At 68.1% G+C, this 22677-nt stretch carries 21 protein-coding genes and 2 pseudogenes; 10 read left to right on the top strand and 13 right to left on the bottom strand.

The annotated features are described in order from the left end of the window. The first annotated feature begins 1 nt into the window (after position 1). The 3 genes from ACZ5VQ_RS42350 to ACZ5VQ_RS42340 all read left to right on the top strand — a co-directional run bounded on the left by ACZ5VQ_RS42350 (position 2) and on the right by ACZ5VQ_RS42340 (position 2288). Positions 2 to 754, top strand: coding sequence for a serine hydrolase (locus ACZ5VQ_RS42350; RefSeq protein WP_469109675.1), 753 nt, complete (start codon positions 2 to 4; stop codon positions 752 to 754). 23 nt (positions 755 to 777) lie between these two features. Next, entirely contained in the window at positions 778 to 1764 is a 987-nt protein-coding gene (locus tag ACZ5VQ_RS42345) for a hypothetical protein (protein ID WP_469109674.1), read from the top strand. A 182-nt stretch (positions 1765 to 1946) separates the two neighbouring features. After that, positions 1947 to 2288 carry a DUF5713 family protein gene (locus ACZ5VQ_RS42340; RefSeq protein WP_469109673.1) on the top strand — a complete coding sequence of 114 codons (342 nt, stop codon included), beginning with the start codon at positions 1947 to 1949 and terminating at the stop codon, positions 2286 to 2288. A 252-nt stretch (positions 2289 to 2540) separates the two neighbouring features. Here the strand turns inward: ACZ5VQ_RS42340 and ACZ5VQ_RS42335 are convergent, their stop codons facing one another. After that, positions 2541 to 6404, bottom strand: a complete 3864-nt coding sequence (locus tag ACZ5VQ_RS42335; RefSeq protein ID WP_469109672.1) for an nSTAND1 domain-containing NTPase — start codon at positions 6402 to 6404, stop codon at positions 2541 to 2543. Between the two features lie 396 nt (positions 6405 to 6800). Between ACZ5VQ_RS42335 and ACZ5VQ_RS42330 the strand changes: the two genes are divergently transcribed. From ACZ5VQ_RS42330 to ACZ5VQ_RS42320, 3 genes and pseudogenes are all read left to right on the top strand, one after another. After that, positions 6801 to 7118, top strand: coding sequence for a hypothetical protein (locus ACZ5VQ_RS42330; protein WP_469109671.1), 318 nt, complete (start codon positions 6801 to 6803; stop codon positions 7116 to 7118). Between the two features lie 233 nt (positions 7119 to 7351). Beyond that, positions 7352 to 7495: a hypothetical protein gene (locus tag ACZ5VQ_RS42325; RefSeq protein ID WP_469109670.1), complete on the top strand. Its 144-nt coding sequence runs from the start codon at positions 7352 to 7354 to the stop codon at positions 7493 to 7495. 479 nt (positions 7496 to 7974) lie between these two features. Continuing rightward, positions 7975 to 8448, top strand: a pseudogene (locus ACZ5VQ_RS42320) (carbohydrate binding domain-containing protein); the annotation flags it as partial. A gap of 69 nt (positions 8449 to 8517) precedes the next feature. Here ACZ5VQ_RS42320 and ACZ5VQ_RS42315 read toward each other — a convergent pair. Next, positions 8518 to 8655 (bottom strand): hypothetical protein, encoded by a 138-nt coding sequence (locus tag ACZ5VQ_RS42315; protein ID WP_469109669.1) that lies wholly within the window; start codon positions 8653 to 8655, stop codon positions 8518 to 8520. Between the two features lie 148 nt (positions 8656 to 8803). Between ACZ5VQ_RS42315 and ACZ5VQ_RS42310 the strand changes: the two genes are divergently transcribed. Beyond that, positions 8804 to 9490 carry a M15 family metallopeptidase gene (locus ACZ5VQ_RS42310; RefSeq protein WP_469109668.1) on the top strand — a complete coding sequence of 229 codons (687 nt, stop codon included), beginning with the start codon at positions 8804 to 8806 and terminating at the stop codon, positions 9488 to 9490. Between the two features lie 44 nt (positions 9491 to 9534). Then, positions 9535 to 10074 (top strand): GNAT family N-acetyltransferase, encoded by a 540-nt coding sequence (locus ACZ5VQ_RS42305; RefSeq protein ID WP_469109667.1) that lies wholly within the window; start codon positions 9535 to 9537, stop codon positions 10072 to 10074. 427 nt (positions 10075 to 10501) lie between these two features. Here the strand turns inward: ACZ5VQ_RS42305 and ACZ5VQ_RS42300 are convergent, their stop codons facing one another. The 11 genes and pseudogenes from ACZ5VQ_RS42300 to ACZ5VQ_RS42250 all read right to left on the bottom strand — a co-directional run bounded on the left by ACZ5VQ_RS42300 (position 10502) and on the right by ACZ5VQ_RS42250 (position 19170). Then, positions 10502 to 11284, bottom strand: coding sequence for a hypothetical protein (locus tag ACZ5VQ_RS42300; RefSeq protein WP_469109666.1), 783 nt, complete (start codon positions 11282 to 11284; stop codon positions 10502 to 10504). 332 nt (positions 11285 to 11616) lie between these two features. Beyond that, positions 11617 to 11982: a hypothetical protein gene (locus tag ACZ5VQ_RS42295; protein ID WP_469109665.1), complete on the bottom strand. Its 366-nt coding sequence runs from the start codon at positions 11980 to 11982 to the stop codon at positions 11617 to 11619. Between the two features lie 237 nt (positions 11983 to 12219). Continuing rightward, positions 12220 to 12831, bottom strand: a complete 612-nt coding sequence (locus ACZ5VQ_RS42290; protein ID WP_469109664.1) for a hypothetical protein — start codon at positions 12829 to 12831, stop codon at positions 12220 to 12222. A 77-nt stretch (positions 12832 to 12908) separates the two neighbouring features. Then, on the bottom strand, positions 12909 to 13232 hold the full coding sequence (locus ACZ5VQ_RS42285; protein WP_469109663.1) for a putative quinol monooxygenase: 324 nt from the start codon (positions 13230 to 13232) through the stop codon (positions 12909 to 12911). A gap of 295 nt (positions 13233 to 13527) precedes the next feature. After that, complete coding sequence (locus ACZ5VQ_RS42280) at positions 13528 to 14103, bottom strand: hypothetical protein (RefSeq protein WP_469109662.1); 576 nt, start codon at positions 14101 to 14103, stop codon at positions 13528 to 13530. After that, complete coding sequence (locus ACZ5VQ_RS42275) at positions 14100 to 15500, bottom strand: hypothetical protein (protein ID WP_469109661.1); 1401 nt, start codon at positions 15498 to 15500, stop codon at positions 14100 to 14102. Before ACZ5VQ_RS42275 ends, ACZ5VQ_RS42280 begins: the two co-directional genes overlap by 4 nt. Continuing rightward, the gene (locus tag ACZ5VQ_RS42270) at positions 15497 to 16306 is read right to left on the bottom strand and encodes an ABC transporter ATP-binding protein (protein ID WP_469109660.1); all 810 of its coding nucleotides are present in this window, start codon (positions 16304 to 16306) and stop codon (positions 15497 to 15499) included. The genes ACZ5VQ_RS42275 and ACZ5VQ_RS42270 overlap by 4 nt, the downstream gene beginning before the upstream one ends. A gap of 32 nt (positions 16307 to 16338) precedes the next feature. Continuing rightward, positions 16339 to 17157, bottom strand: coding sequence for a zf-HC2 domain-containing protein (locus tag ACZ5VQ_RS42265; protein WP_469109659.1), 819 nt, complete (start codon positions 17155 to 17157; stop codon positions 16339 to 16341). Continuing rightward, on the bottom strand, positions 17154 to 17657 hold the full coding sequence (locus tag ACZ5VQ_RS42260) for an RNA polymerase sigma factor (protein ID WP_469109732.1): 504 nt from the start codon (positions 17655 to 17657) through the stop codon (positions 17154 to 17156). Before ACZ5VQ_RS42260 ends, ACZ5VQ_RS42265 begins: the two co-directional genes overlap by 4 nt. Before the next feature lie 147 nt (positions 17658 to 17804). Continuing rightward, a pseudogene (locus tag ACZ5VQ_RS42255) lies at positions 17805 to 18058 on the bottom strand (thioesterase family protein); the annotation flags it as partial. A gap of 131 nt (positions 18059 to 18189) precedes the next feature. Next, positions 18190 to 19170, bottom strand: coding sequence for a GNAT family N-acetyltransferase (locus tag ACZ5VQ_RS42250; protein ID WP_469109658.1), 981 nt, complete (start codon positions 19168 to 19170; stop codon positions 18190 to 18192). A gap of 241 nt (positions 19171 to 19411) precedes the next feature. Between ACZ5VQ_RS42250 and ACZ5VQ_RS42245 the strand changes: the two genes are divergently transcribed. Both ACZ5VQ_RS42245 and ACZ5VQ_RS42240 read left to right on the top strand, forming a co-directional pair. Further along, the gene (locus tag ACZ5VQ_RS42245) at positions 19412 to 19696 is read left to right on the top strand and encodes a hypothetical protein (protein ID WP_469109657.1); all 285 of its coding nucleotides are present in this window, start codon (positions 19412 to 19414) and stop codon (positions 19694 to 19696) included. Positions 19697 to 20027: 331 nt separating this feature from the next. After that, positions 20028 to 22517 carry a WD40 repeat domain-containing protein gene (locus ACZ5VQ_RS42240; RefSeq protein WP_469109656.1) on the top strand — a complete coding sequence of 830 codons (2490 nt, stop codon included), beginning with the start codon at positions 20028 to 20030 and terminating at the stop codon, positions 22515 to 22517. The last annotated feature ends 160 nt before the right edge of the window (positions 22518 to 22677 follow it).

The following is a 22677-nucleotide window of genomic DNA, read 5'->3' as shown; positions in this document are numbered from 1 at the left end:
TATGGATGTCGAAAGTCGCATTGACTCCTTCATCCGTAGCGACACCTCCAGAGCGGTCGTACTGCGGTCCTTACGCGGAAGGGACGTGTACGTCCAGCGCAATGCCGATCGCGTTTTTCCTGCCGCCAGCTTGATGAAGGTGCCTCTGGTCATCACGGCGCTGGAGCAGCATGACGCCGCCCGTGCGGTCAGGCGGTCGGAACTCGGCCGCACTGCTTACCCCTCGGTGCTTGAAGTGTTCGACGGGCGGCATGAGTTCACGCTGACGGAGCTGTGCGGCCTCATGCTTGCTACCAGCGACAACCCCATTGGCGCATTCCTGACGGATCTCGTTGGGATGGACGCGGTGACGGCGACTGCTGTACGGGCGGGGGCCCACCACACTCGCATGCGGGTGGGTTTCACCGACGGTGAGCTGGGGCCGACAGCCAGGGACAGCACCACGACCGCGAACGACATGGCGCTGATCATGCGATACGTCGCTGAGGAACCGCGGCTGCAGCCCATGATCAAGGCCCTACGCAACAGCATGCGTAATGTCCGTTTGCCGCTACGCCTCCCGGACGAGCTGCACGTCGCTCACAAGACGGGCAGCCTGCACAACCTCGCGCACGATGCGGGGATTCTCTACGGCCACCACAGCGACCTCGTTGCTGTCTTCCTCACCGAGAACCAGCCGGATACTGCGGAAGTCGGCATCCAAATCGGCGACTGCATCGCAGACGTATGGCAACTGCTCGGCGAACCTGTGTAGCGGGACGTGGCACGGGAATCCAGATGGCTGACCAACGCAACATCCTCGCAGAGGTCCGGCGCACAGTGCGGATCTACAACCTGCTGGTGCTCGTGGTGGGGGCGGTGATTTTGGTCCTCTCGGTGAACCGTGCTCACGACGACGTGATCGTCAAATCGTTTGAGATTGTGGGAACAACGCTGGTCTCAGCCGCGATGGTCAGCTTCATCTTTGGCCAGATCACTATCCGTGATACGACACTGCAGGTGGACCAGGCCATCGACCATGCCCTGCGTGAAGTCCTTGAACCAATACGCGAGAATCTCTTCACCGGGGCTCTGGCCCGATATAGGTGGGACTGTCACCTGGACGGCCTTGAACCAGACGGATATGCCGTCCAGGCGATGCGAGTCTCCTACCAAGTGCCGGATATACCTCGAGAGCTGCGCTTCATCTGCGTGTCCTCGCTGACGGACGAGCCCTTCAGTGTCCTGGAGAGCGATCACAGGTATGTGTTTCGATGGCAGGTTGATGCGGGCCTGGAGCTGACGGACCGCGGCTGCTTCCGTGTCGACCATGTCCACGTCGACGGTCAGCAACTGCAGCAGGCATCCCCGCGGCAGACCGAGTTGCGGGGATCCCCGGCAGTTGAGTACAGGTTCCCGCTGTCCGAGTCCCGTCGCCATCGCGGATTCCACTCTGTGGAGTTCTATGTCGTTGCTCGCAAATACCTGGGAACGGACCGAGAAATCCGAGTCCAGGCCCATATCTTCAGGCCTGTCCTGGATGCCGAGTACCGTCTGACAGTAGGAGAGACCGTCGGCGCTCGGATCCTGAACACACAGGTATCCGGGCTGAGTCGGCTCGGTACAGGCGGCTTGACCCAGCACGGCCGCACTCATCCCGAAGCATTCGGCCAGGTTGCCGCCCACGCGATCTTCACGACCCCGCTGCAGACAGGCAGCAGCGTTGTGTTCACCGTTGACCGCGGCATTCAGCGCCGGACGGGTCCTGGCAGTGGGACGGCCTAGACCGTAGGGCAGATCTTGTTGAGGTGAATGCGTGAAGGCTGTCAGTGACGTTGTGTGAGCCTGGTACGTCTGGAGCCTGTCGTGAAGATGCTGGCTACAAGCAATCTGGCACACGTGGGCGGCGTTGTCAGTGGTGTCGTGGATGATCGGCGCGTCAGTTCTTCTACGGGATGAGGAAGCGCATGCCGATCACAAACCAGCGGGTAGAAGGGCACGCGTTTCTGCGGCAGATGTACGAGGACTCGTACTTCCCCGATCACGTTGTCGACCAGGGCAGGGCGATCCTGTTGCGGCTGTGTGAGCGCATTGAGGCCGAGCAGCCGTCGGATCTTGACGCCCTGTATGCGCTCACTCAAGCCGCGACAGAAGAGTTCAACCTTCTGCAGGCGGAGTTCGACGCAGCTGGGAGCGAGATCGAGACGGTTGCCCGTGAGTGGATCGGCGAGGAGTTCTGGTTTGTCGCGTCGGTATACGGGTTCACGGAGGCGGATGGAGAGGAGCTGATCGCCGGCCGCGACTGGTGAGCGGGGACCGGAAGGCCATCTGCCGGTCAGAGCCATTCGTTGAGGGCCGCGATCACCACGGTCGCCTCGTGGCGGCCGGCAAGCTTGTCATTTCGGGTGGCGTCCGCGTGGTGGCGCTTGAGGCGGTTGATGCCGCATCCAGCTCCCTCTCGGCGTGACGCCTGCTTGCTGACCGATGGGTGCCTTGCGGCGGTTCCGGACTCAGCATCGGCCGGTGTGTTCGGGGCAGCAGTTGCCGTGCCTGTGGCCTGTTCAGCAGGTCCTTTGGTATGGCACGGCGCGAATGTGTGTGCGCCATTCGTCTGGGGTCAGGCCTGCCCCGGCGCGGTCGCATGCCAAGGTGGTTGCCTGGCTCGTCGTGATGTTGTACTCGTGCAGCAGTACGTGCTCGCCTGCCACGTAGAGGGTCTTGTTATCGGGGCTGAAGGCAAGGGCCAGGATGGCCGTACCTGGGGTAGGGAGGGCGGAGCCCATGGGGTGACTGGACTCGGTGTCCCATAGCCGCAGTGTGCCGTCATCGCCCGCGGCGGCCAGGGTGCGCCCGTCCGGGGAGAACGCCAGTGACGTTACCCGCCTGGGTGTGCCGTCACGAACCGGAGATGCGGGAATGATGCCGAGGGGCTCGTCGGCGTCACCATCCCACACGGTTACCTGACCGGACTCGTCACCCGCTGCGAGGTACTTCCCGTCCGGACTGAATGCCAGTTCCGTCGTCACACCGGAGGTGAGTGCACGACGTGTAGTCCGTCCGGACCGCAGATCGAGGAACTGGCCATGATCAGTTGCCAGGATGCGTCCGCCGGGTCTCACCGCCAAAGTTTCACCACCGATGCCGCGAATTTCGCGGGTCATGGCTCCGCTGCGCAGGTTCCAGAATTCGAGCCGTTCGTCCGCTGGTATGCGGGAGGCCACCAGCGACGTTCCATCCGGGTGGAAGGCAATGCCGTTGACGGCAAACGCGGGAAGGCCACGGTTGTCGGGGTTGGTCCGCGTCAGTGTCAGTGACTTGGTGATGTGGCGGGCGGGGACGTCCCACAGGGACACCTTCGCCGGTGGGACGGAGTCTGTCGGGTGACTGACGCCGTAGGCGAGGATGCGTCCGTCGGGACGGAAGGCCATATGCACTGGGCAGGGCGCAGGACTTTTCCAGCCTTCGGGGGGAGTTGGGCAAGCGGCCGACGGCGGGCTGGCCGTGGGTTTGCCGTTGTGGCCGTCGAGCAACTGGATTTGCGCCCGGCCGGTATCGGTGTCCTGGTGGGCGATAGCCAGTGTGCTGCCGTCCGGACTGAAGGAAGCCGATGCGGCGGGCCGGCTCTGCCAACGGGAGTCGACGACGCCGTCGAGGGAGAGGGAGCGCACCACGGTCTGGGACCGTCCCGCGAAGTAGCGGATGCGGCGCTCCTCCATGTCCAGCCTGAGTTCGCTGACCGTCTCCTCCGAGAGCGGGTACCGGAAGACAGGCGCCGCGGGCGCGTTGGTCCGCCACAACAGGACCTCGTCGGGGTCTGTGGCGGCCATGAACCTGCCGTCCGGGCTGAACTCGAGATCTTCCAGTCCCTCGTGTTCAAGTTTCGGCAGTTCCAGCCCGGAAGCGATTTCCCAGCTGCGGATTCCCGCTGGGCCGCGCAGGACCAGGTGCCGACTGTCGGGGGCGAACTGGAAGTCCTCCCCGGAGCAGTTGGCGGCGGTCGCCTTGGGGGCCCACTCGGTGGGCAACTGGCGGCGCCTGGGGATGTCCCAGATCTGCAAGCGGGCGCCGGGCAGGCACAGGGCCATCAGACGGTCGTCCGCGCTCACCTGGGCGTCGGGGAAAGGGTAGTTGTTCACGCGGCGCTGCTGGTCGAGCCGCCGCATGGTCCAGTCCGGAACGTCGAACGGTTCCCCGGGGCCGACCTTGGGCAGGACGCTGTCCATGCGACGCTCCAGCAGCACACGTTGGGTCTGTATGTCCCGGAGCTGGATCACTGCCTGGGGATCCAGGGTGCGGTACAGGACGATGGTGCGGCCGCTCGGACTGATCTCGGCTCCGTCGTCGGCCGGCAGATGCTGCCCATCCACACGGCCCGCCCGGATGTCCCACATCCTCACCCTGCCGTCGTCGTCCACCAGAGTGAGTTTTCGCAGGTCGGGGCTCATTACGCCGGTGTGGGCAAGTCTGCTGCTCAGCCCGGGCAACGAAGCGATCCGGCGGTGGCTGCGCACATCCCACGCCACCGCCTGCTTCGCTCCGGCGCTGACCAGGGTGCGGCCGTCGTTGCTGAGGTAGCGCACGACGGCCGGATCGTTATCGGGGTCGGTGAAGGCGTCCTGTTCCTTCTGCACTGCGGCGCTCATCAGCGCCGAGCGGCTCTCGGGGAGGTCTGCCAGAGTCCAGGAAGCGATGCTCAGGCGCATCGCGGTGACCGGGTCAGTCGCACGCAGGCTCTCGGCCAAGGTCGCGATCCTGCGGGCTTCGGCCTGCACCCGTTCCTGTTTCTCGGACTCGCTCTGCTGCCACGCGATCCCACCCGCGACGCAGGCGAGCACGATGACGAGGGACAAGCCCGCTCTCAACCGGCGCAGGCGTCGGGTGGCACGGGTTGCGGAGTGTTGTTCCTGTTCGCGTGCGGTGGTGCTGACGGTGAGGAAATCCGCTTCCAGGCCGGTCAGGTTGTCGGGGTACCCGGGGCCGCTGAAGTATTCCTCGGCGGTGGTGAGTCGGCTTCCCCGGTACAGGGCCCCGGGGTCGCGGCCCAGTTCCTCCCAGGCGCGGGCGGCCTCGGTCAGTTTGCGGTGGGCGCGCAGGCGTTCGCGGTCCTGTTCTATCCAGCCGTGCAGTCGGGGCCACGCGGTGAGTAGAGCCTCATGAGCCAGATCGACGGTGCCGTTGTCGAGCGTTAGCAGCCGCGCCCGGGCTAGCGCCTCCACTACCTCGGCGGTCCCCTGCGTGTCGGGGGTCTCGAGTTCCTCCCGGTCGGCGGGTCTGCGGGTGTCGGGGGTGCCTTCGCCGGGGGCGACCAGGCGCAGCAGCAGACGGCGGGCCGCAGCGGCCTGGGCTGTGGTGAACCGACCGTAGACGTCCTCGGCGGTCTTGGCGACCGCGCCCTCCAGGCCTCCGGCTGCCTCGTAACCGGTCAAGGTCATGGTTTTGCCACGGCGGCGGCGCCAGGTCTCCAAGAGCACGTGCGAGAGCAGCGGCAGTCCACCAGGCGCGTCCGCGACCTCGTCGACGAGGCGAGCGGTCAGGGCGCGTTCCACAGCCAGACCTTCGGCTGCGGCTGGTTTGACGATGGCCTGGCGGAGTTCCACGGGACTCATGGGGCCGACCAGCAGGTTGGCGTCGCGTAACGCTTCCGCCAAACCAGGGTGTTCGGCGCAGCGGCCGTAGAAGTCGGCACGCACCGCGATCAGTACCCGTAAGCGCTGCCCGGTATGACGGGCGCTCAGCAGCAGGGCCAAGAAGCGGGCGCGTTCAGCAGGGTCCTGACAGAGGGTGAAGGCTTCCTCGAACTGGTCGACAACAACGAACACATCCGTACCAGGGGCGCCTGCGGCGGTGTCGCCGGGATCGAGTACACGAGCGTGAGTGCTGGCCGGCTGCGGACCGGGGGTGAGAATACGGATTGCGGCCGGACGCAGGTCTGCGTCCTGGGTCTGCTGCAGGGCGGGGACAAGGCCGGCGCGCAGCAGGGAGGACTTGCCGCTGCCGGACGGCCCGAACATCGCCGCGAACCTCTGGCGGCGCAACAGGTCCAACAGGTCCATGGTGAGCCGGTCACGTCCGAAGAACCGGTCACGGTCTCCCGCCTCGAAACGGGACAACCCCTGATACGGCGACTTCTTACCCTCATCACTGCTCGGGTCGGCGGAGGCTTCCTCTGCGGCCTGCTCCCACCGCGCCCGCCATCCCTCCGCGTCACCCCCGCACGCCGCCACATACGCCAAGATCACAGGAAGGGTCGGCAATTGCTCGCCCGCGGCCGCCTGCGACAGCGTCGTAGCCGAATACCCCGCCCGCTGCGCCAGCACCCGGTAGGTGATCCCGCCCGCTTCAGAACGCAGTTTGCGCAACTCGAACGCGAACCGCTGTACCGGACCCGCACCCGGGTCCACCGGCACCTCACGACGCCCCGCCACATCGCCTCCCGACTGTCTCCCTGCCAACGGGCCACGCTAGAGACTCCGACGCTCGCAGAGGAGATCGTGTCCGGCCATTGATTGACTGCCTGACAGTGGTGCCAATCAATGCCCCGGCCGTTGAACTCGATGATGCAAGCAGCGAAAACCGCTCCGGGAGGGGCACCGTTGCTTCGCTGTCCAGATGAAGAGTTGTACACCTGCACAGCGAGGCAAGGCGTTGAGGACGTCGCTGTAACGACAGCTCTGCCTCGACCTCAAAACGCTGGCGGGAGGAATGCGGGGCGGGCGGACGCCGGCCCCGCAGCAAGCAGAACGTGCTTCAACAATTGCGCCGCTGTGAGAGCGGCGTAGCCATTGAACAGAAGGGGATTCATGCGTATTCGCCATGCTCTCATGACGATCGTACTGGGCGCCGCGCTCACGGTCGGCACTGTGGTTGTACCAGCTCAGGCAGCCGGGCACCCGACTGCCTCCCGCACCATCGCAGTGTCGAGTGACGAATCGGCCAACGCCTACACGACCTCCCGAGGTGGCTATATCCGGGAAGACTTCTACGGGAGCGCCGCCACCGTAAGCTGGACTTACAACGGGGAGTCGCTCTACGTGTACGGCTATGAGTACAACTCGTACAACAACAAGTGGTATTACGTAGAGGACAGCTGGGGTTATGTCGGCTGGATCTACTGCGGCAATGTGAGTGCGGGCTGCTAAGACAGTTCCCCGCAGAAGCCGTCGGCCCTGCCGCGAATTGCTGGCGGGGCCGACATGCTGAATAACGCCCCGTAAACGGGTGTTGGGGAAGGTCTGGGGGGGGGGCTTGGCTGATGCGGTGCTGCGCAGCTACGGCAGCGAAGCCGCACACAGTCTCGACCTTCGTGCCGAGTCCCAAGCATCCGGAATGTCCTGGCCGATTCGGTGACCCGGTATAAGGCAGGTCAGACCCAATGCAGCGTGAGGTCAGCTGTCAGCCGTATGCCACTGCGGGCGTCATACGTTACGGGCGTCGCGGCACCAATGCCGCGCACATGAAGGTCGAGAACTTCGGACTGGTCCGCGTCAACGCCCAGCCGACGTACGGCTGTCACTGACCTCACGGGCCTCCCGCGTGGCTTCCCCCAGCGCGGCGTCGGCTGAACCTCCGGAGCGGGCGTTGCGTATCAATCCCAGAGGGACAGTTCAGGTCTCTGCCACGGGACGGAAGGAGAGCACCGTGCCCATACCGCCCGCGTCCGATTCGCCGGACGACCGCCCCGCGCTGGAGCCCATCCGCGTGCTGCGACCGCGCCGCACCGACGCGCTGGCCCAGCTGCTCGACGAGATACGCCAGGACAAGGACTACCGCAGCCACGAGACGGTGGCCGCCTCCGTCCCACACACCCCGACCGGCGGCGAGACAGAGGAACTCCCGCCTGTCCCCGGCGGCAAGACGAAGGAACTCCCCGCACCCGACGGCGACGCCCGCCCGCCGCGTCCCGTGGGCCGCCCGCGCCTCGGGCCCGGTCAGCGCCGGGCGGCCGTGGTGATCGCGGTCGTCGCGGCGGCCGTCGTCGGCTTCGGCTGCTCCCTCCTGATCCCCGGCCATACCGACGCCACGCCGGCCGCACCCTCCGCGAGCACGTCGACCGCCCCGGGCGCGGTCGGGGCCGTCGACGTCCTGACCAACCCCGGCTTCGAGTCGGGCACCCTCGCGCCGTGGACCTGCACCGGCAACCCGGGTTCGACTGTCTCCTCTCCCGTCCACGCGGGCTCCAAGGCCCTCCAGGGGGCGGTGAGTTCGAGCGACACCGCGCAGTGCAACCAGACCGTCGCGGTACGGCCGAACACCACCTACTCACTCAGCGGCTGGATCCGGGGGTCCTACGTCTACCTGGGCGTGAACGGCGGCGCCTCCACCTGGACCACTTCCCCCTCCGAATACAGCCCACTGACCGTCTCCTTCACTACAGGCGCCTCCCAGACCAGCGCGACAATCTACGTCCACGGCTGGTACGCACAGGGCAGGTACTACGCCGACGACATCACGTTGGACGGGCCCAGTGGCGCCCAAAGGAAACAGCAGGGCATGGCACCGACAAGGCGCATCGCATGACCCGTTAGACAGGCCAATGCCTTAGCCGCTGCGCGGTTTCCGGCTCGTCTTCTTCGCCGCCTTCTTCGGCCCGGTCTTCGTCACCGGCATCTCGTGCACGGTCGCGTCCTCGCCGCGGGAGGCCTTTGCCTTCGCTACCGAATCCTTCGGTGCCGTCATCAGATCGACCAACCACCTCACCAGCCGACCCCGTCGGTTCGGGCGCCTCCGGCGGGGCTGTGCCTTCCCGCTTCGCCTTGATGACCTCAGCAAGTGCGTCGGTGAGATCCAGGCTGAAGGGGGCGCAAGGCCACGAGATGATCGCGTCATGACTGAGATCGTTCTGATGTCCGACCCGAAGGTCGCAGCTGTGCCTGTTCAGGAGTGCGGTGAGGTGCTTGTGGATGTGCGCCGAAGTCCCTTGCTGGTAGACGAGCGGAAGTGGCAGGACTCCGTCGGTGCCTTCGCCCACCTGCGGGCAGGAGTGCTCGACCGTCTCCTCAAGGCCCAGGCACAGCTGCCTCAAGGGATGCGGCTGCTGTTTGTCGAGGGGTATCGGCCACCGTCCCTTCAACGCCACTACTTCGACGAATACGCAGCCCAACTGAGGGCTGAGCAGCCGGAATGGACCACCGAGCAGGTCCGCTCAGCAGCCAGCCGTTATGTGTCCCCGCCTGAGATCGCACCGCACAGCGCTGGAGCCGCCGTTGACCTGACGCTCGCCGATGACGACGGCCATGAACTCGACATGGGCACCCGCATGAACGCGACTCCTGAGGAGAGTGCGGGCGGCTGCTACACGCAGGCCGACAACATCAACGACGCTGCTCGCTCTCACCGGCACATCCTGAGTACTGCGCTCACCGCTGTCGGCCTGGTCAACTACCCCACAGAGTGGTGGCATTGGTCATACGGAGACCGCTATTGGGCCCTGGAGACAGGAGCGGCAGCTGCCCACTACGGGCCCAAGGAACTCGGCCAGGTGCTGTTCGGGTTCGGATCCAGGTGGCGTTAAGCCTTTCCCGTTCGGTTGGTTTGACCACCTGTTAGCGTGCGTGGATGGAAGATCTGGGACCTGTGGCCTGGCCGCCTGAGCCGATCAGGACCGAGAGGCTCGTGCTCCGTGAGCCCGAGGCCCGGGACCGTGCGGCGTTCATCGAGCTGCTGGCGTCGCCAGAGGTGCACACCTACCTCGGCGGCCCCCGGCCGCGTGACGAGCTTGAGCGCGAGATGTCCATGGCGCCCGAGCGGTGGCCCGGGAGTTTCGTCGTTGATCTCGACGGGTCGATGATCGGCCAGATCCTGCTCAGGAGAGCACCGGGGCACCGTCGCCCGGCTGCCGCTGGGAAGGCCGATCTCGGCTACCTGTTCCTGCCGCGCGCGTGGGGATTCGGGTACGCAGCCGAGGCGTGCGCGGCGGCACTCGGCTGGCTCGCCGACACGCTTCCCGGCGAGCCGGTGGTGCTCACCACCCAGACCGCCAACGTCGGCTCGATGCGTCTCGCGGCGAAGCTGGGGTTCACTGAGGTAGAGCGGTTCGAGGCCTGGGGCGCCGAGCAGTGGCTCGGCATGTGGTCCCCGGTCACACCGTCCAGTTGAGTTTGCGACGGAACCGCCGGGAAGTACCCGCCCCCATCCACGCGCGAGCGGCCTGCAGCCGCGACTTGCCCGCGCGCATGCCGGGCGTCACCTCTAACCGCAGACTTCGCACCTGCACCAGAAGCAGTTCGGCACCGGGTGCCGGCAGCGACGTCAACCAGGCCCTGGGCTTGGCAAACCTCGTGCCGCTCGACTGGTTCACTCCCTTCGACCCCGAGCAGGCCCGCGCCGACGAACGCGGATTCCGGCACCCATAACGGTGACCCCGCCTGTCACCTGGTGCGGCGTCCGGCGGAGACGGCGCCGTGCGGGGCCGATGCGAGAGGGCACAGGGGTGGACGTGCCGGAAGCGGCACCCCGGGCGACCTGTTTGACGCGCTCGGATTTGAGCGCGCAGGCTTCGTCGATCCGAGAGATTCGGCAGGCTTCAGATAAAGGGACAGCCGTGGCCGGCTGTCACCTCGCGTGCGATGCGACGCCACTGGTCCTCCCCGCCGGGCAGGGGCCAGGCCCAGGTCGGCTGTTCCGCGGTGTTCAGGTCGTGGAGGAGACGGACGAGCTGTGGGCCGGCGGTGGCGGCGCCGTCCGGGACAGTGGGGCCGTGGACAGCACGGAGTTCGGTGAAGCGTGCCAGCTCGTCCTCATAGAAGCCCACGGCCTCATCGGTGCGCGCGGCCAGGTCGTCGCGCGGCATCGTGCGGTGCAACTGCAGCAGCGGAGGCTCGACGCACTCGGCGATCGCCGCGGCGAGCCGCGCGTGACCGTCCAGGATTAGATGGCAGTCCAGGCCACTGACCCACCACAACAGGACGGGTGGGAGCGTTCCTTCACGGGCCTGCTTGCGGTACGCCTTGACCCGGCCGTCGTCGGCATCGGGCATCGGCCGCAGCGGAAGGACCTCCCACGCCCCAGAATGGACGAACCAGTCGATGTATCCGTCCGGATGACCGTCGACGAGCATCGAGCTCCAGTACTCCGCATGGGAAGCGTTGGGGTGGCGCCAGCGCCGGAGCGGACTCTCACACGAGAGCAGCCACCGGCCCTCGTGCAACGGGCTGGCCGGCGAGTCGATGTACTGCGCGAAGCGGTGAGCCCACCGTTCCGCGCTGCCCGCCAGGGCACGCGCCACATCGACACGCAGCGGCGGGACAAAGGAGCGGTACGCGTCGGTGCGCCAGAAATCCACGCCCCCGAGCTGCTCTTCGACCACGGCAAGCAGTACAGGCCGCGACAGCTGGGAGATCAGCAGTCGCGGCCCGGCACTGAACACACACACAGCCCCGGCCGGTGCCGGTCCTGCACGTCCAAGGACAGGCCCATCCACGTGCCGTCGTCCCGCGTGACATCGCTGCGCTGCATGCTGAGAGAGCGTAGACGGCCACCGCATGGAACTCTGATGCCCCCCTTGGCCATCCGACATGACCCGCACACACGAACCGGTGGCCCCCGCCGCAAACACGCACGGTGCTGAGCCTCGTTCGAACCTCCGGACCCGCATCCTCGCCCAGTCGTGACCTGCATCAATCAGTCGAAGCACTGCCCTCATTGCCAGAGGTCAGTTCCGTTGCACCCGCTGGGATCCATTGTCAGGAGGTCTTCATGCAGGCCCGACAGGGCCCGCCCAGTCGGAGAGCCATCTTCACCCGACTCCATGACCACCCAGCCGGCATCCACACCCGACACGTTTACATCACCGCCGGCGTCCAGCTCGTCGAGCGTCGCGAACACCGCCTCATAGGCAACGGCTCGGACCAGGCGAACAAGGTCCTTCCGGTCCGTTCCTGCGGCAAGAAGGCGTTGCGCGGCGGGCAGTTGACCGAGCGAGCCTGGCTCGGTCCAGCCGTCGATCGCACCGTGCCACAGGCTCCGCAGCAGCACGAATCGCGCGAGCTGCGGAAGGTCTTCCATGACCTCCGACTTGATCAGACGGTGTAGATGGCACGGGCGGGCAATCCACGGGGAACGGCCGCGATGCGGGTGCGTGATCGGCTGGACGGCGTGTTTAGGCGCAGCCCACCACAATCAAATTGCGGGGTGAGCGGATGGATCCACCTGCCGGGGGCGAGACGGCGGATCAGCACGGGGCCAGGCGAGGTCGCGGCCGTGGTCCAGGCGGCCGACGAGCCACTCCTGCTTCTCGGACACTCACGCCCGGCTGGAGAGAGGAGCTCGAAGCTGAACGCGCAGTCGGATCGAGGTGTCGACGGGCAGTCCCATACTTGAGTGGCGAAGATCTTTCGAGTAGTTCGCGATGAGGTCGAGGTCCCGCAGCTGCCGCTGCAACTCAGAGGTCAGCGCTTCGTCCGAATCAGGCACGAGCTCGTCTTCTTCCTGCTCGGCCAGGAACTCAAGGTGTTGGTCAACGGCCTCCACTGCCCGGCGACTGGTCCAGCTGGCGAAGTCGTGGCAGCCGAACAGATAGGCGTGCGCGGCGTACAACGTCGCCGCTGCGGCGGACTCGTCTGCATCATCGGGCCCGTCCTGGCCCTCGTTGTGGCAGTACTCGCTGAGCATGTACTCGGCGACATGGCGCTTCACCGCCGAGAAGGCCGTTGAGTCACCAAGAACGCCCTCCCACACGGAGTTCAACAGGGGACGAAGGCCCACGGTGAACGGCGCCTGCGAGTTCGTGGGCAGTCCCTCGTGCCGACTCAGGAGCCGTTCTGCGACACCAGCGGCAAACACGCCGAGTTCCCCGGGCGACATGTCCTTCAGCCGCTCCTCCACCAACGCTGAAAGCTCCTGCCACGTGTCCATATGAGCCATCCCCGAGTCGTGAAACCAGCGTGCTCACGCCGGCAACGGCGATCATTGCATCCACCAGTGACAACGCATCAAGCGAGGCTGCCTGGCTCCGAGCGGGGGGATACAGCGGACGCAGCTTCCCCGCCCCGCCGCGGGACCAGATCAACTGAGACAGGGACCAGATCGCTTGAGACATGAGACTTGTGACCCTCCGCGACCTCCTCGCTGGTCCAGCCCTCGGTGACGTGGACGATGTCGGGGCTGGACGCGGACCGGGAGACGAGGTAGACGACGCAGTGTTCGTTTGCGCCGGGTCTGCCCTCGTTCAGGCCGGTCAGTAGCAGTTCGACCAGTTGGTCGCCCATTGCGGCCTTGGCGGTCAGGGTGGCGCTGAAGCCGTAGTTGGCGATCATGTCTGCCTCTTCTCGGTGAGGAAGTGAGGTGATTCCATTCAACCGAGCTGACCTGCGCAGACGTTAGAACGATACTTGCTCGTACTTGCACGATCCTCGCGTACACGGGAGTTGCAGCACGGCGTGGCGACGCAGCGGCCGCGTATACCTCGAAGATCCCCGCATCCTGCTGACCCGTCCGACCGCCCGTGGTCGACAGCCGGCGCGGGTACGTGGCCACCGACCGCGGCGTCGCCGCGATCAACCTGCCGACGTAGCCCGACGGTGATTCCCGATCCGAGGTATCGGGGTCCGGCTACCGCCTCGGTCCCGCGACGGCGTAGGCCGCGGTGCCGACGACCGTGAGGACCAGGGCCGTCCAGGTGCCCGCTGCCGTACCGGGAGGCAGCACCATCCACATCGCCACCTCCATCGGCGCACTCGTCGGGGGCGGGGCGAAGAACGAGAACAAGAGCCAGGCGAACGGCAGCGTCCATGCGTACTGGCCGCCCGAGAGCGCCGCGCCCAGGGCGACCAGTCCCATCAGGCCCGCGCTGTCCCGGACGACGAACGCGGTGGTGGCCATGGGCGCGCCCATGGTCTGCACTGTCAGCAGCGCCGCGGCGACGATCGCGCCGGCGAGCAGCACGTGCGCCGTTCTGCGGGGCACCCAGCGGATCGCGGCCGTCCGGTCCAGCGCGAGGTCCTGCCCGCCGAGCCCGATCGAGAAGGCCATCGCCCCCGTGGCGAGGACGAGCACGGGCAGCCGTGGATCACCGGGGCCCGCGCCCTCGTCCCGGGCGAGTGCCCACACCGCTACCACGCCGATCACCACCGCGGCGAGCGACGCGGGTATCTGACGCGAGCGCGCGTACAGCGTCAGCCATCTCACCGGGACGCACCGCCGGACAGCACCTCGAACGGGTCGCCCTCGCAGGAGAGCGCGGCGGCGCGCATGGCGTTGATCCGCGAGAGCTGCCCGGCTCGCGGCAGCGCCTTGAGTTCCTTCCACACCGGGCGGGTCTCGGCTTCGACCTCGCGGCGCATATTTGCCGGCGTGCCGCCGAGCGGCTTGAGGTCCCCGAGGATCCAGCCCACTGCGACGGTCTGCGCGTATTCGTCTCCCCCGAAGCTGCTCCAGCCGACGGGAGTGCACCCTGGCACCATGCCTTTGGCGATCAGGGCCCGGGTAAGCTCCTCACCCTTCTCGGCGGCGGCGGCGACGATGTCGTCGTCGAAGTCGAGGAGCACGGTCTTGCGGGACCACTGCGGCGTGGAGCCCTCCGGCAGTACGGCGGTGTTCTCCCGGATCGAGACCGGCGCCTGACCGCCCAGGGCACCGTGCAGCAGGCGCAGCGCCTCCTTGCCGGGACCCGCGAGGTCCGCGAGTCGTGCCTGCTGCGTCCTCGTCACGCACACCGGGCCGTCGCACACCAGCTCCGCGGCGGCCTCGTCGACGACGTACATTCGGCGCGCGTCGGCGGGAAGGATGAGCAGGGCGATCGCCGCACCCGCCAGGACGGGCGTCAGGGCGGTCAGCCGGGCGCGCGGGGTCGCGGCGACGAGCAGCGCGAAGCCGGTCGCGGCCATGCCGAGCAGCCAGATCGTCTGCCCGACGTGCACGGAGGCGGAGAGCGTGACGAACGCCTCGCGTGCGTCTTCCACCGTCGGTGACAGCAGCGAGACCCGGTTCGGTTCCGTGCTCGTGAACCCGTCCGCCGTGTCCGTCTCCGTCCGGCCCAGCGACATGTGCATGAGGGCTGTGAACACGAAGGCACCCATGGCCAGCGCGGGCGGGGTGAGCGGGGACGGCAGGGCCCTCCCCGCTCCCATGCCCAGCACGGCCCCCGCGACGAGGAAGAGTGCCCCCACCAGCGAGATCGGCAGCCACCCGAGGTGCGTGTACTCGGTGTGGGCGAGCACCTGGACCCCACCCACGAGGACGAGGAACGCGAAGGCCGAGGCCAGCGTGATCGCCGTCGCGCCCGCCAGGGTGGCCGCGCGGTGCCGGGCGGGCCGCGGGGTGCTCGTCAGCAGCTCGGACATCTTCGAGCGGTGGTCGCGCAGTCCCTGCAGCGCCCCGAGCCCGACGGCGAGCGGCCACAGGTAGAACAGCAGGGAGCGGGTCCACAGGGCCAGTGGTGTCCACTGGGCCGTCCAAGCCGTGGTGCCACTCCACCAGGCGCCGTTCAGCAGGTACAGGAACGCCAGCGCCGGTGCCAGGACGACGATGCCGGCCCACGGGGCGACCGAACGCCTCAACTCGATACGCAGGACGCGGCCGTTCACCAAGTGCCCCTTCCCTGCTCGGGGTTGAGCAGCAGGGCCGAGTAGCCGCGCTCCAGCGGGCTGTCACCCACGTGTTCGGGGCCGCCCGCCGAGGCCAGTTCGTCCGGAGGGCCCTGGAAGACCAGCCTGCCCTCGGCGAAGAGCACCACGTCGGTGCAGGCGGCGGCGACGTCCTCCACGAGATGGGTCGAGACGAGCACACAGGTGTCCGTACCCAGCTCCTGCAGCAGCTCGCGGAAGCGCAGCCGCTGCGCCGGGTCCAGGCCGACCGTCGGCTCGTCGAGGAGCAGGATCGTCGGGTCGTTGACGATGGCCTGGGCGATGCCGACCCTGCGCACCATGCCGCCCGACAGGGCCTTCATCCTCTCGTCGGCGCGGTCCGCCAGACCCACCCGCTCCACGGCGCGCTGCACTGCCGCGGGGATGTCTGCTTTGGGCACCTCCTTCAGCCACGCCATGTACTCGACGAACTCGCGCACCGTGAAGCGCTTGTAGTAGCCGAACTCCTGCGGCAGATAGCCGATTCGGCGGCGTACCGCACGGTGCTCGCCCATGCCGCCCACGGACTCGCCGAGCAGTTCCAGGCTGCCCTCGGTGGGGCGCAGCACGGTGGCCAGCGTCCGGATGAGGGTGGTCTTGCCCGCCCCGTTCGGGCCGAGGAGTCCGTGGACGCCGATGCCCAGCGACAGATCGAGGCCGTCGACGGCCATCCGTTTCCTGCCGACCCTGACCTTCAGCCCGGTGGCCCGGATCTCCCAGGCGTAGGCCGTCGGTGCGATGTCGGCCGCGCTCACGGCGGACGTCATGTGGTGTTCCTTTCCCATGTTCTTCCTGATGGTCATCGATGAGCTCCCAGCACGGTGTACGCGTCTCTGCGGGCGATCACGACACCGATACCGAGCGCGAGGATCAGCCCCCACGCGGGCAGACCGTCCGTCTGCAGGGCGAAGGTCGTACGGCTGGTGGCCATGGTCGGCGCCACGACCACGGCGGCCCACACGGTGGCCAGGACGATGGCGGCGCGGGTCACGCCGACGGCACCGCCGAGCGCCAGGGTCGTCGCCGTGAAGGCCAGACAGGGCAGCAGCCACTGAGCCACCATCACCCCCGTCGCCCAGCCGCCCACCAGCAGCGCGGGGACGAGCACGGCAAGCACGGACGCGGTGCGCCGCAACACCAGATAGAGCCCAGCCCTGGGCACGGAGGCCGTCAGCTCGTACGCCGGGTCCAGACCGCGGGACCAGGACACCGCGACGCCGAGCACGGGCAGGATGGGCGAGAGCAGCAGCACCAACGACACCTCGCCGGAGACGGTGTCGGTCAGGTCGAGCAGCAGGGCCAGCAGCGTCACCCCCACGACCATGGCCAGCCACGGCACCATCGTGGGCGTCATCCACCTCGACAGCGGCGCCGACCAGCGCCGTCGGCGCGGCATCGTGGCAGTGACCGCGAGTTGGGGCTCGAGGCCGGACCACACGGTGTCGACGAGCGACGCGACGGCGGGCACCCCGGCACCGACAGCGGCAGACAACCGGTCACGGCACACCCGGCACAGCTCCAGATGCGCCTCTACGGCCCACACCTCGTCGGCGGAGAGGTTCCCGTCGCCGCGCACGTACCTCTCAATGATCCGCATCGACGCGTGTTCCACACTCATGCCAGCGCCCTCCGCATCTCGATACGGGCCCGGCGGGCACGGGTCTTGACCGTGCCCTCGGGCAGCCCGAGCAGGACCGCGGTCTCCCGGACGGACAGCCCGTCGAGCACCATCGCCTGCAATACCTGTCTCAGCTCCGGCGCGAGGCACCGCAGCGCGTCCCCGACATCACCGCCGACGGTCTCCGCGAGCGCCAACTCCTCGGCGGCGGGCGCCACGTCGGGCACAGCGGCGGCCGGCGGCAGCTCCGCGTGGTGAGCCCTGCGCCGGAACGCGTCGACGAGACGGCGCGCCGCGATCGTCCACAGCCAACCGGTGGCCGTTCCCCCGACCGCGGCCCCGGCGAACGCACCCGCCGCGCGCCACACCGCCAGGTAGGTCTCCTGCATGACCTCCGCGACGATCTGCTCGTCCACACACCGGCGGCGCAGCCGCACCGCCATCCACGGCGACGTACGCCGGTACAGCTCCTCGAACGCGGCACGGTCGCCTTTTGCCACCAGCCGGACGAGACGCTCCTCGTCCACTTCGTGCAGCGCTGCTCTGACTGATCTCACACCTGCTAGACGCCCGGCCCGGGCGACAGGTTTTCCCATCGTCGTGATCCATGTCACACAGGGAGCCCTGCTGTCGTGGGCCTTCGGCTATCAGCGGTTCGGCAAGGGCCGAACTGCGAGGATCTGCTGGGCGTGGCCGATCGGGCCGTAGACGTCGCACCGGACGGTGCTGGTGAGGCCCTGGCCGGTGGGGCCGAAGGTGAGAGTGGTGTCCAGGCCGGTCCAGCGGCCCTCCGGTTGCCGGTGGAGAGGGACGGTCAGGTCGACGTTGAGGAACATCCAGGCGGTGGGGGCTGCCGTACGGCGATGCCGTTGGCGGTGTCGACGAGGTCGATGTAGGACGCGTGGCTCTCCATCAGCAGGGACAGCACTCCGACCCCGGTCCGGGAGGTGTCCGGCCGTCGGCGCCGACGGCCGAATGTTTACGGGTTCGGGCAGCACCGGGCCTTCCTCGCGGGCCGAGTGCGGCGGGGTCTCAGCGCCAGTCGTCGATCACGTAGGCGTCGGGGTGGCTGTAGCCGGGTTCGTTGGGTCTGTGCATGGTCACGCCCTGCAACCAGGTGCGGAAACCGCGGTCGATCATGCGCCGGTAGGCATCAGGGCGGCCCAGGTTCATCCCGGCGTCCAGTTGACCCAGTCCGCGCTCGGCGGCCAGCTGCTCGCACGCGCCCAGCAGTCGTTCGAACCGGTCGGCGGCCTCCGGGCCAGGGCGTACGGCTCCGAACTTGACGAAGCACACGTCCTCGCCGGCCTCCGACCCGGCTCCGCAGTGACAGACGGCCAGGCCATCGAGCTCGGACCCGGCGCCCTGGAGCAGGATGGTGTCACCGAGCCCCTGCGCGTGCGTGGCCACGATCTCGCGATCCAGGCTCAGGCCCTCGTACACGGCCCCGGTCAGTGCGCGACAGAGGCTCAGGGCGTCGGGCTGCTCGGCGGCGGGCAGCTGGCCGTACAGCACTCGGCCGGGGACTGCGGCACTGTCTGCCACCTGCTTCTTCATGATGGCTGTGAGGAATCGGGGCCAGAAACCGTACCGGCGGTAGAGCTCAAGGTGCTTGGGACTGTGCGAGAAGGTGAACAGGCCCAGGTGGCGGTTCTGCCAGGTGTCGAAGCAGTCCATGACCGGCTCCATGAGGCGCCTGCCGATGCCCTGGTCCCACAGGTCCGGGCGCACGGTCAGCGGGCCGAAGTACCCGACGCTGCCCCAGCTGGCGGCGAAGTTCGATCCGGCGACTTCGCCCTCGACCGTCGCTGCGAAGGCCGCCTGTGGATCGGCCGCCCAGCGGGTGCGGACGTAGTCGGCGGTCCCGAAGAACGTCTCCGGCTCGGGATCCCCGAGGAACGTCCCGAAGGCGACCCTGAAGATCTTGTCGGCCCGATCCAGGTCCGCCTCACCCAGCGGGCGGACCGACACAGTGCCCGTGCCACTCTTGCGTTCCCCTGCCGGTGGGGTCATCGCTCTCTCCTTCCCGACCCCCTGTTTCATCGCACCACGGACGGGCGACGCGGGCGAGGCGAAAGGTCCACCGACACCCAGGGACCGAGGACCCGGCCGGTCTTGCCTGTCCGCCGGGAACTGCAGCGGTCACCAGGCCGAACACCGACCGGTCGAACAACGGCTACTACGGGTACCGAGGCCCAGGAAGGCCAACCCCTGCCCGGGACGGGGAGCCAGCCGACGGGTGCTGTCCGGTCTCGTGAACATCGACCTCGGCCCCGGGCGGGCGCCTCCCGGAGTGCTGAACAATTCGCAGGTAGGCGCTCTCCTGCTGCTGCCGGTGGTAGAAGGCGATGGCGGGCTGCCGGTTGACGCAGGTTTGGATGGCGCGCAGGCCCTTCATGTCTTCGAAGCCGCTCTCGATCCAGTCGTTGACCACCGCGTGTCGGCCGATGTACAGGCCCGGCGTGGGCGGCATCGAGCAGTGGACGTCGTCCCGCAGCACCTCGCCGCGTCGCGATGGCGTGCGGCCTGGCCGGGGTGAGCACGGAGCAGCAGCGTGGCCGCGGGTTCCGCGGACGGGTGCGCGCCGGCGAAGGCGGCACCGTGACGGAAATGCACTCGACAAGGGGAGGCAGTCATCCCAACTTCGAAGGCCGGTAACCCCGTTGCGGGGCTACGAAGACGGCAATGGGGAGGACACCGCTCCCGGTGATCCCGCGCGGCCGGCTGTCCGGCGTGCATGTCCGGCCCGACGGCCCGGAAGTGCGCGACCGCGCAGGATCTGAACGCCAACGCGGACGCGCTCACGACACCATGCCGAGCGGCCCGCACTCCGAGGGTCGTTGTCAGTGCGGCCCCATAGCTTTGGGGCCATGACGGAAAGTTCTGATCACGTGTCCCGGGAAGTGACTTCCTCGCATGAGGCGGCGCATGAGGCGGCCTCTTGGCGGGCGGAGTGGACGTGCGGTTCCGCGTCCGACCCTCGGCTGCTCCGCTCCTTCAACGGTCACGACGCCCCCGTGGTGGCAGTGGCGACGGTGGTCGTCGACGGGCGTGCGGTTGTCGTCTCGGCGAGCCGTGATGCGACGGTGTGTGTCTGGGACCTGGCGACGGGGGAGCGGCTGCATACGCTGACGGCAGCTCCTGCCGACCTCATGTCGTCGTTGTCGCCCGAGTTGGTGGCCCTGGCCACGGTGGTGGTTGACGGGCAGCCCCTGGTCCTCACCTGCCACGTCGACGGGACCGGGAGACTGTGGGATCCGGCGACGGGGAGTTCTGCGGGCGAACTGGCCCTGGGGCTGGCGCAGTTGGTGCTGGACGGGCGGCGCGTGGTGCTGGCCGTCCAGGCGGACCGGACGCTGGGTGTGTGGGACCAGGCAACCGGCAGTCGGCTCGGCGTGTTCCCCTGGATGGTGGACATCGGAGTGCTGGATGGACGCGAGGTCGTTGTGACGTGCCCACCGGACCACCAAGCGCAGGTGTGGGACCTGGCCACCGGACGCGAGGTCGGCGAGTGCCTGCCGGCCGAGGGACCGGTGACACTCGACGGGCGGGACATCGCCGTAACCAAGGAAGAGGGCCGGGCAGGCCGTGTGTGGGATCTGGACCGCCACGTGCTTCTGGCAGCCGACCTGCGGGAGTTGCTGGCGGATGCCGAGTACGAACACGCAGTGTCAGCCCTGGCGTCCATGGACACAGTGTCAACCCTGACGGTCGTCGACGGCCGGGTCGTGGTCCTCGACACCCACTACGAGGGCCCACCGGAGCTCGTCGGCGACCTCGTAACCGTCTTCATTCCCTACGGCCCGTCCCCGACACTGACCCTCGAAGGGCGCAGTGTCGCGCTCGCCGTGGGCGTGGACCACATACTGCGCTTGTGGGACCTGCCGACGAGCCCCATGGACTCCACGGGCCCTGACGGTACGCGGAGCATGCGCAGCATCCCTTTGGAAGCAGCCGCAGGCAAGGAGCTGATCAAGGGCGGTCCAGGAGACCTCGTCGACCTGGCGAGCCTGCTCTCCGCCCGGACGAACGGCCTGGTCGTCTCCGAGTCCGGCTGGGAAATCCGGGTGAGGGACGCTTCCCGGAGCCTGGTGCTGGGGGACACGCCCATCTCCCTCGTCCCCGGTTCGGACGGCACCGTCACGGCTTTGCACACGCTCGACCCGCCGGCCGAGGGCAGGGTGCTGACCGGTCACACCGATCGGGTGTGGGCCATCGACAGTGTCCAGGTCGGGACGCGCACCCTGGCGGTCACGACATCCCGCGACCGCACCGTACGGGTCTGGGATCTGGCCACCGGCGAACAGGAGGGTGAGCCCCTCACCGGGCACGCCGGCCAGGTGTGGGGCGTCGCCACCACTGTGGTGGACGGACGGTGTGTCGCTGTCACCGCAGGGGAAGACCAGACGGTGCGCACCTGGGACGTCACCGCTGCCCGAGGGGACGGCGGCCGGCTGCGTGCCGGACACACCGGATCCGTCCTGGCGGTTGCCACAGCGGTCTTTGACGGTGTCCCCGTGGTCGTCACCGCAGGCGCCGACCACACCGTACGTACCTGGGACCTGACCACCGGCTCGCAGACCTGCGACCCCCTGAGCGCAGAGGTGTCCGCCATGGCGACGGCGGTGGTGGGCGGAGACTCGGTCGTCGTCGCGGCCACGCCCGACGCCACCCTGCACATTGTGGAGCTCGCCACCGGCCGAACCGTCCACCGTCCGTTCCCCAGCGGCCACGGCAGAGTCCTGGCCATGGCCTCGGCGACCCTGGACGGCTTGCCCGTCGCCCTCACCGCAGGCAGCGATCGCGTCGTGGGCGTCTGGGACCTCACCACCGGACAGCCCCTGGTCGCACCTCTCACCGGCCACTCCAGCCGTATCACCGCCGTCGCCACCGCGGTTCTCGAGGGACGGCCCGTGGCAGTGACGGGCAGCTGGGACAAGACGGTGCGACTGTGGGACGTCGCCACCGGCCGACAGCTCGGCGAAGCCCTGACCGGCCACACCGACTGGGTGACCGCCGTGGCCACCGCCACCCTGGGCGGAACTCCCCTCGCGGTCAGCAAGGGCCGGGACCGGACGATACGCCTGTGGAACCTGTCCACGGGGCAGCAGATCCGCGACGCCCAGATCGCCGAGTCAGGCTCCGGCAACACGCTGGCGGTCTCAGCGACGGCCGACGGACGGCTCGTTGCGGCCTTCGGCGATGACCGCACCGTGCGGTTCCGCGATCTCACCGCAGGGTGCCCAGCCGGTACCGACCACCTGCTCCCGTTCCCCGTGCACTCACTCGCGGCGGCACCGGGCGGGCGCTTCGCGGTCGGGTTCGGAGACGAGGTCGGGGTGCTGTCGAGGGCATCCTGACCAGCCAGGGGCCCCGCCAGGGTAGCGACGGTCTTCGCCGAGCAGCAGGTGCGTCGCAAGCTCGTCGAGTCCGCCCAGGTCCAGGCGACTACTCCCACAGGATCTCCGACACTACGCCCCACCGGCGAAGACGCAGGCCTCGGAAAGACAACAGCCACGT

This window comes from Streptomyces sp. NPDC033178 (assembly GCF_055577685.1).
This window is presented reverse-complemented; position numbering and strand designations above follow the sequence as displayed.

What these genes read in the sequence shown, in the direction of transcription:
- ACZ5VQ_RS42250 (WP_469109658.1), bottom strand. Translation starts at nt 19,170, where the DNA reads ATGACCCCACCGGCAGGGGAACGCAAGAGTGGCACGGGCACTGTGTCG.
- ACZ5VQ_RS42305 (WP_469109667.1), top strand. Translation starts at nt 9,535, where the DNA reads ATGGAAGATCTGGGACCTGTGGCCTGGCCGCCTGAGCCGATCAGGACC.
- ACZ5VQ_RS42270 (WP_469109660.1), bottom strand. Translation starts at nt 16,306, where the DNA reads ATGACGTCCGCCGTGAGCGCGGCCGACATCGCACCGACGGCCTACGCC.
- ACZ5VQ_RS42265 (WP_469109659.1), bottom strand. Translation starts at nt 17,157, where the DNA reads ATGAGTGTGGAACACGCGTCGATGCGGATCATTGAGAGGTACGTGCGC.
- ACZ5VQ_RS42330 (WP_469109671.1), top strand. Translation starts at nt 6,801, where the DNA reads ATGACGATCGTACTGGGCGCCGCGCTCACGGTCGGCACTGTGGTTGTA.
- ACZ5VQ_RS42240 (WP_469109656.1), top strand. Translation starts at nt 20,028, where the DNA reads ATGACGGAAAGTTCTGATCACGTGTCCCGGGAAGTGACTTCCTCGCAT.
- ACZ5VQ_RS42310 (WP_469109668.1), top strand. Translation starts at nt 8,804, where the DNA reads ATGACTGAGATCGTTCTGATGTCCGACCCGAAGGTCGCAGCTGTGCCT.
- ACZ5VQ_RS42350 (WP_469109675.1), top strand. Translation starts at nt 2, where the DNA reads ATGGATGTCGAAAGTCGCATTGACTCCTTCATCCGTAGCGACACCTCC.
- ACZ5VQ_RS42295 (WP_469109665.1), bottom strand. Translation starts at nt 11,982, where the DNA reads ATGGAAGACCTTCCGCAGCTCGCGCGATTCGTGCTGCTGCGGAGCCTG.
- ACZ5VQ_RS42290 (WP_469109664.1), bottom strand. Translation starts at nt 12,831, where the DNA reads ATGGACACGTGGCAGGAGCTTTCAGCGTTGGTGGAGGAGCGGCTGAAG.
- ACZ5VQ_RS42315 (WP_469109669.1), bottom strand. Translation starts at nt 8,655, where the DNA reads ATGACGGCACCGAAGGATTCGGTAGCGAAGGCAAAGGCCTCCCGCGGC.
- ACZ5VQ_RS42340 (WP_469109673.1), top strand. Translation starts at nt 1,947, where the DNA reads ATGCCGATCACAAACCAGCGGGTAGAAGGGCACGCGTTTCTGCGGCAG.
- ACZ5VQ_RS42285 (WP_469109663.1), bottom strand. Translation starts at nt 13,232, where the DNA reads ATGATCGCCAACTACGGCTTCAGCGCCACCCTGACCGCCAAGGCCGCA.
- ACZ5VQ_RS42345 (WP_469109674.1), top strand. Translation starts at nt 778, where the DNA reads ATGGCTGACCAACGCAACATCCTCGCAGAGGTCCGGCGCACAGTGCGG.
- ACZ5VQ_RS42325 (WP_469109670.1), top strand. Translation starts at nt 7,352, where the DNA reads ATGCAGCGTGAGGTCAGCTGTCAGCCGTATGCCACTGCGGGCGTCATA.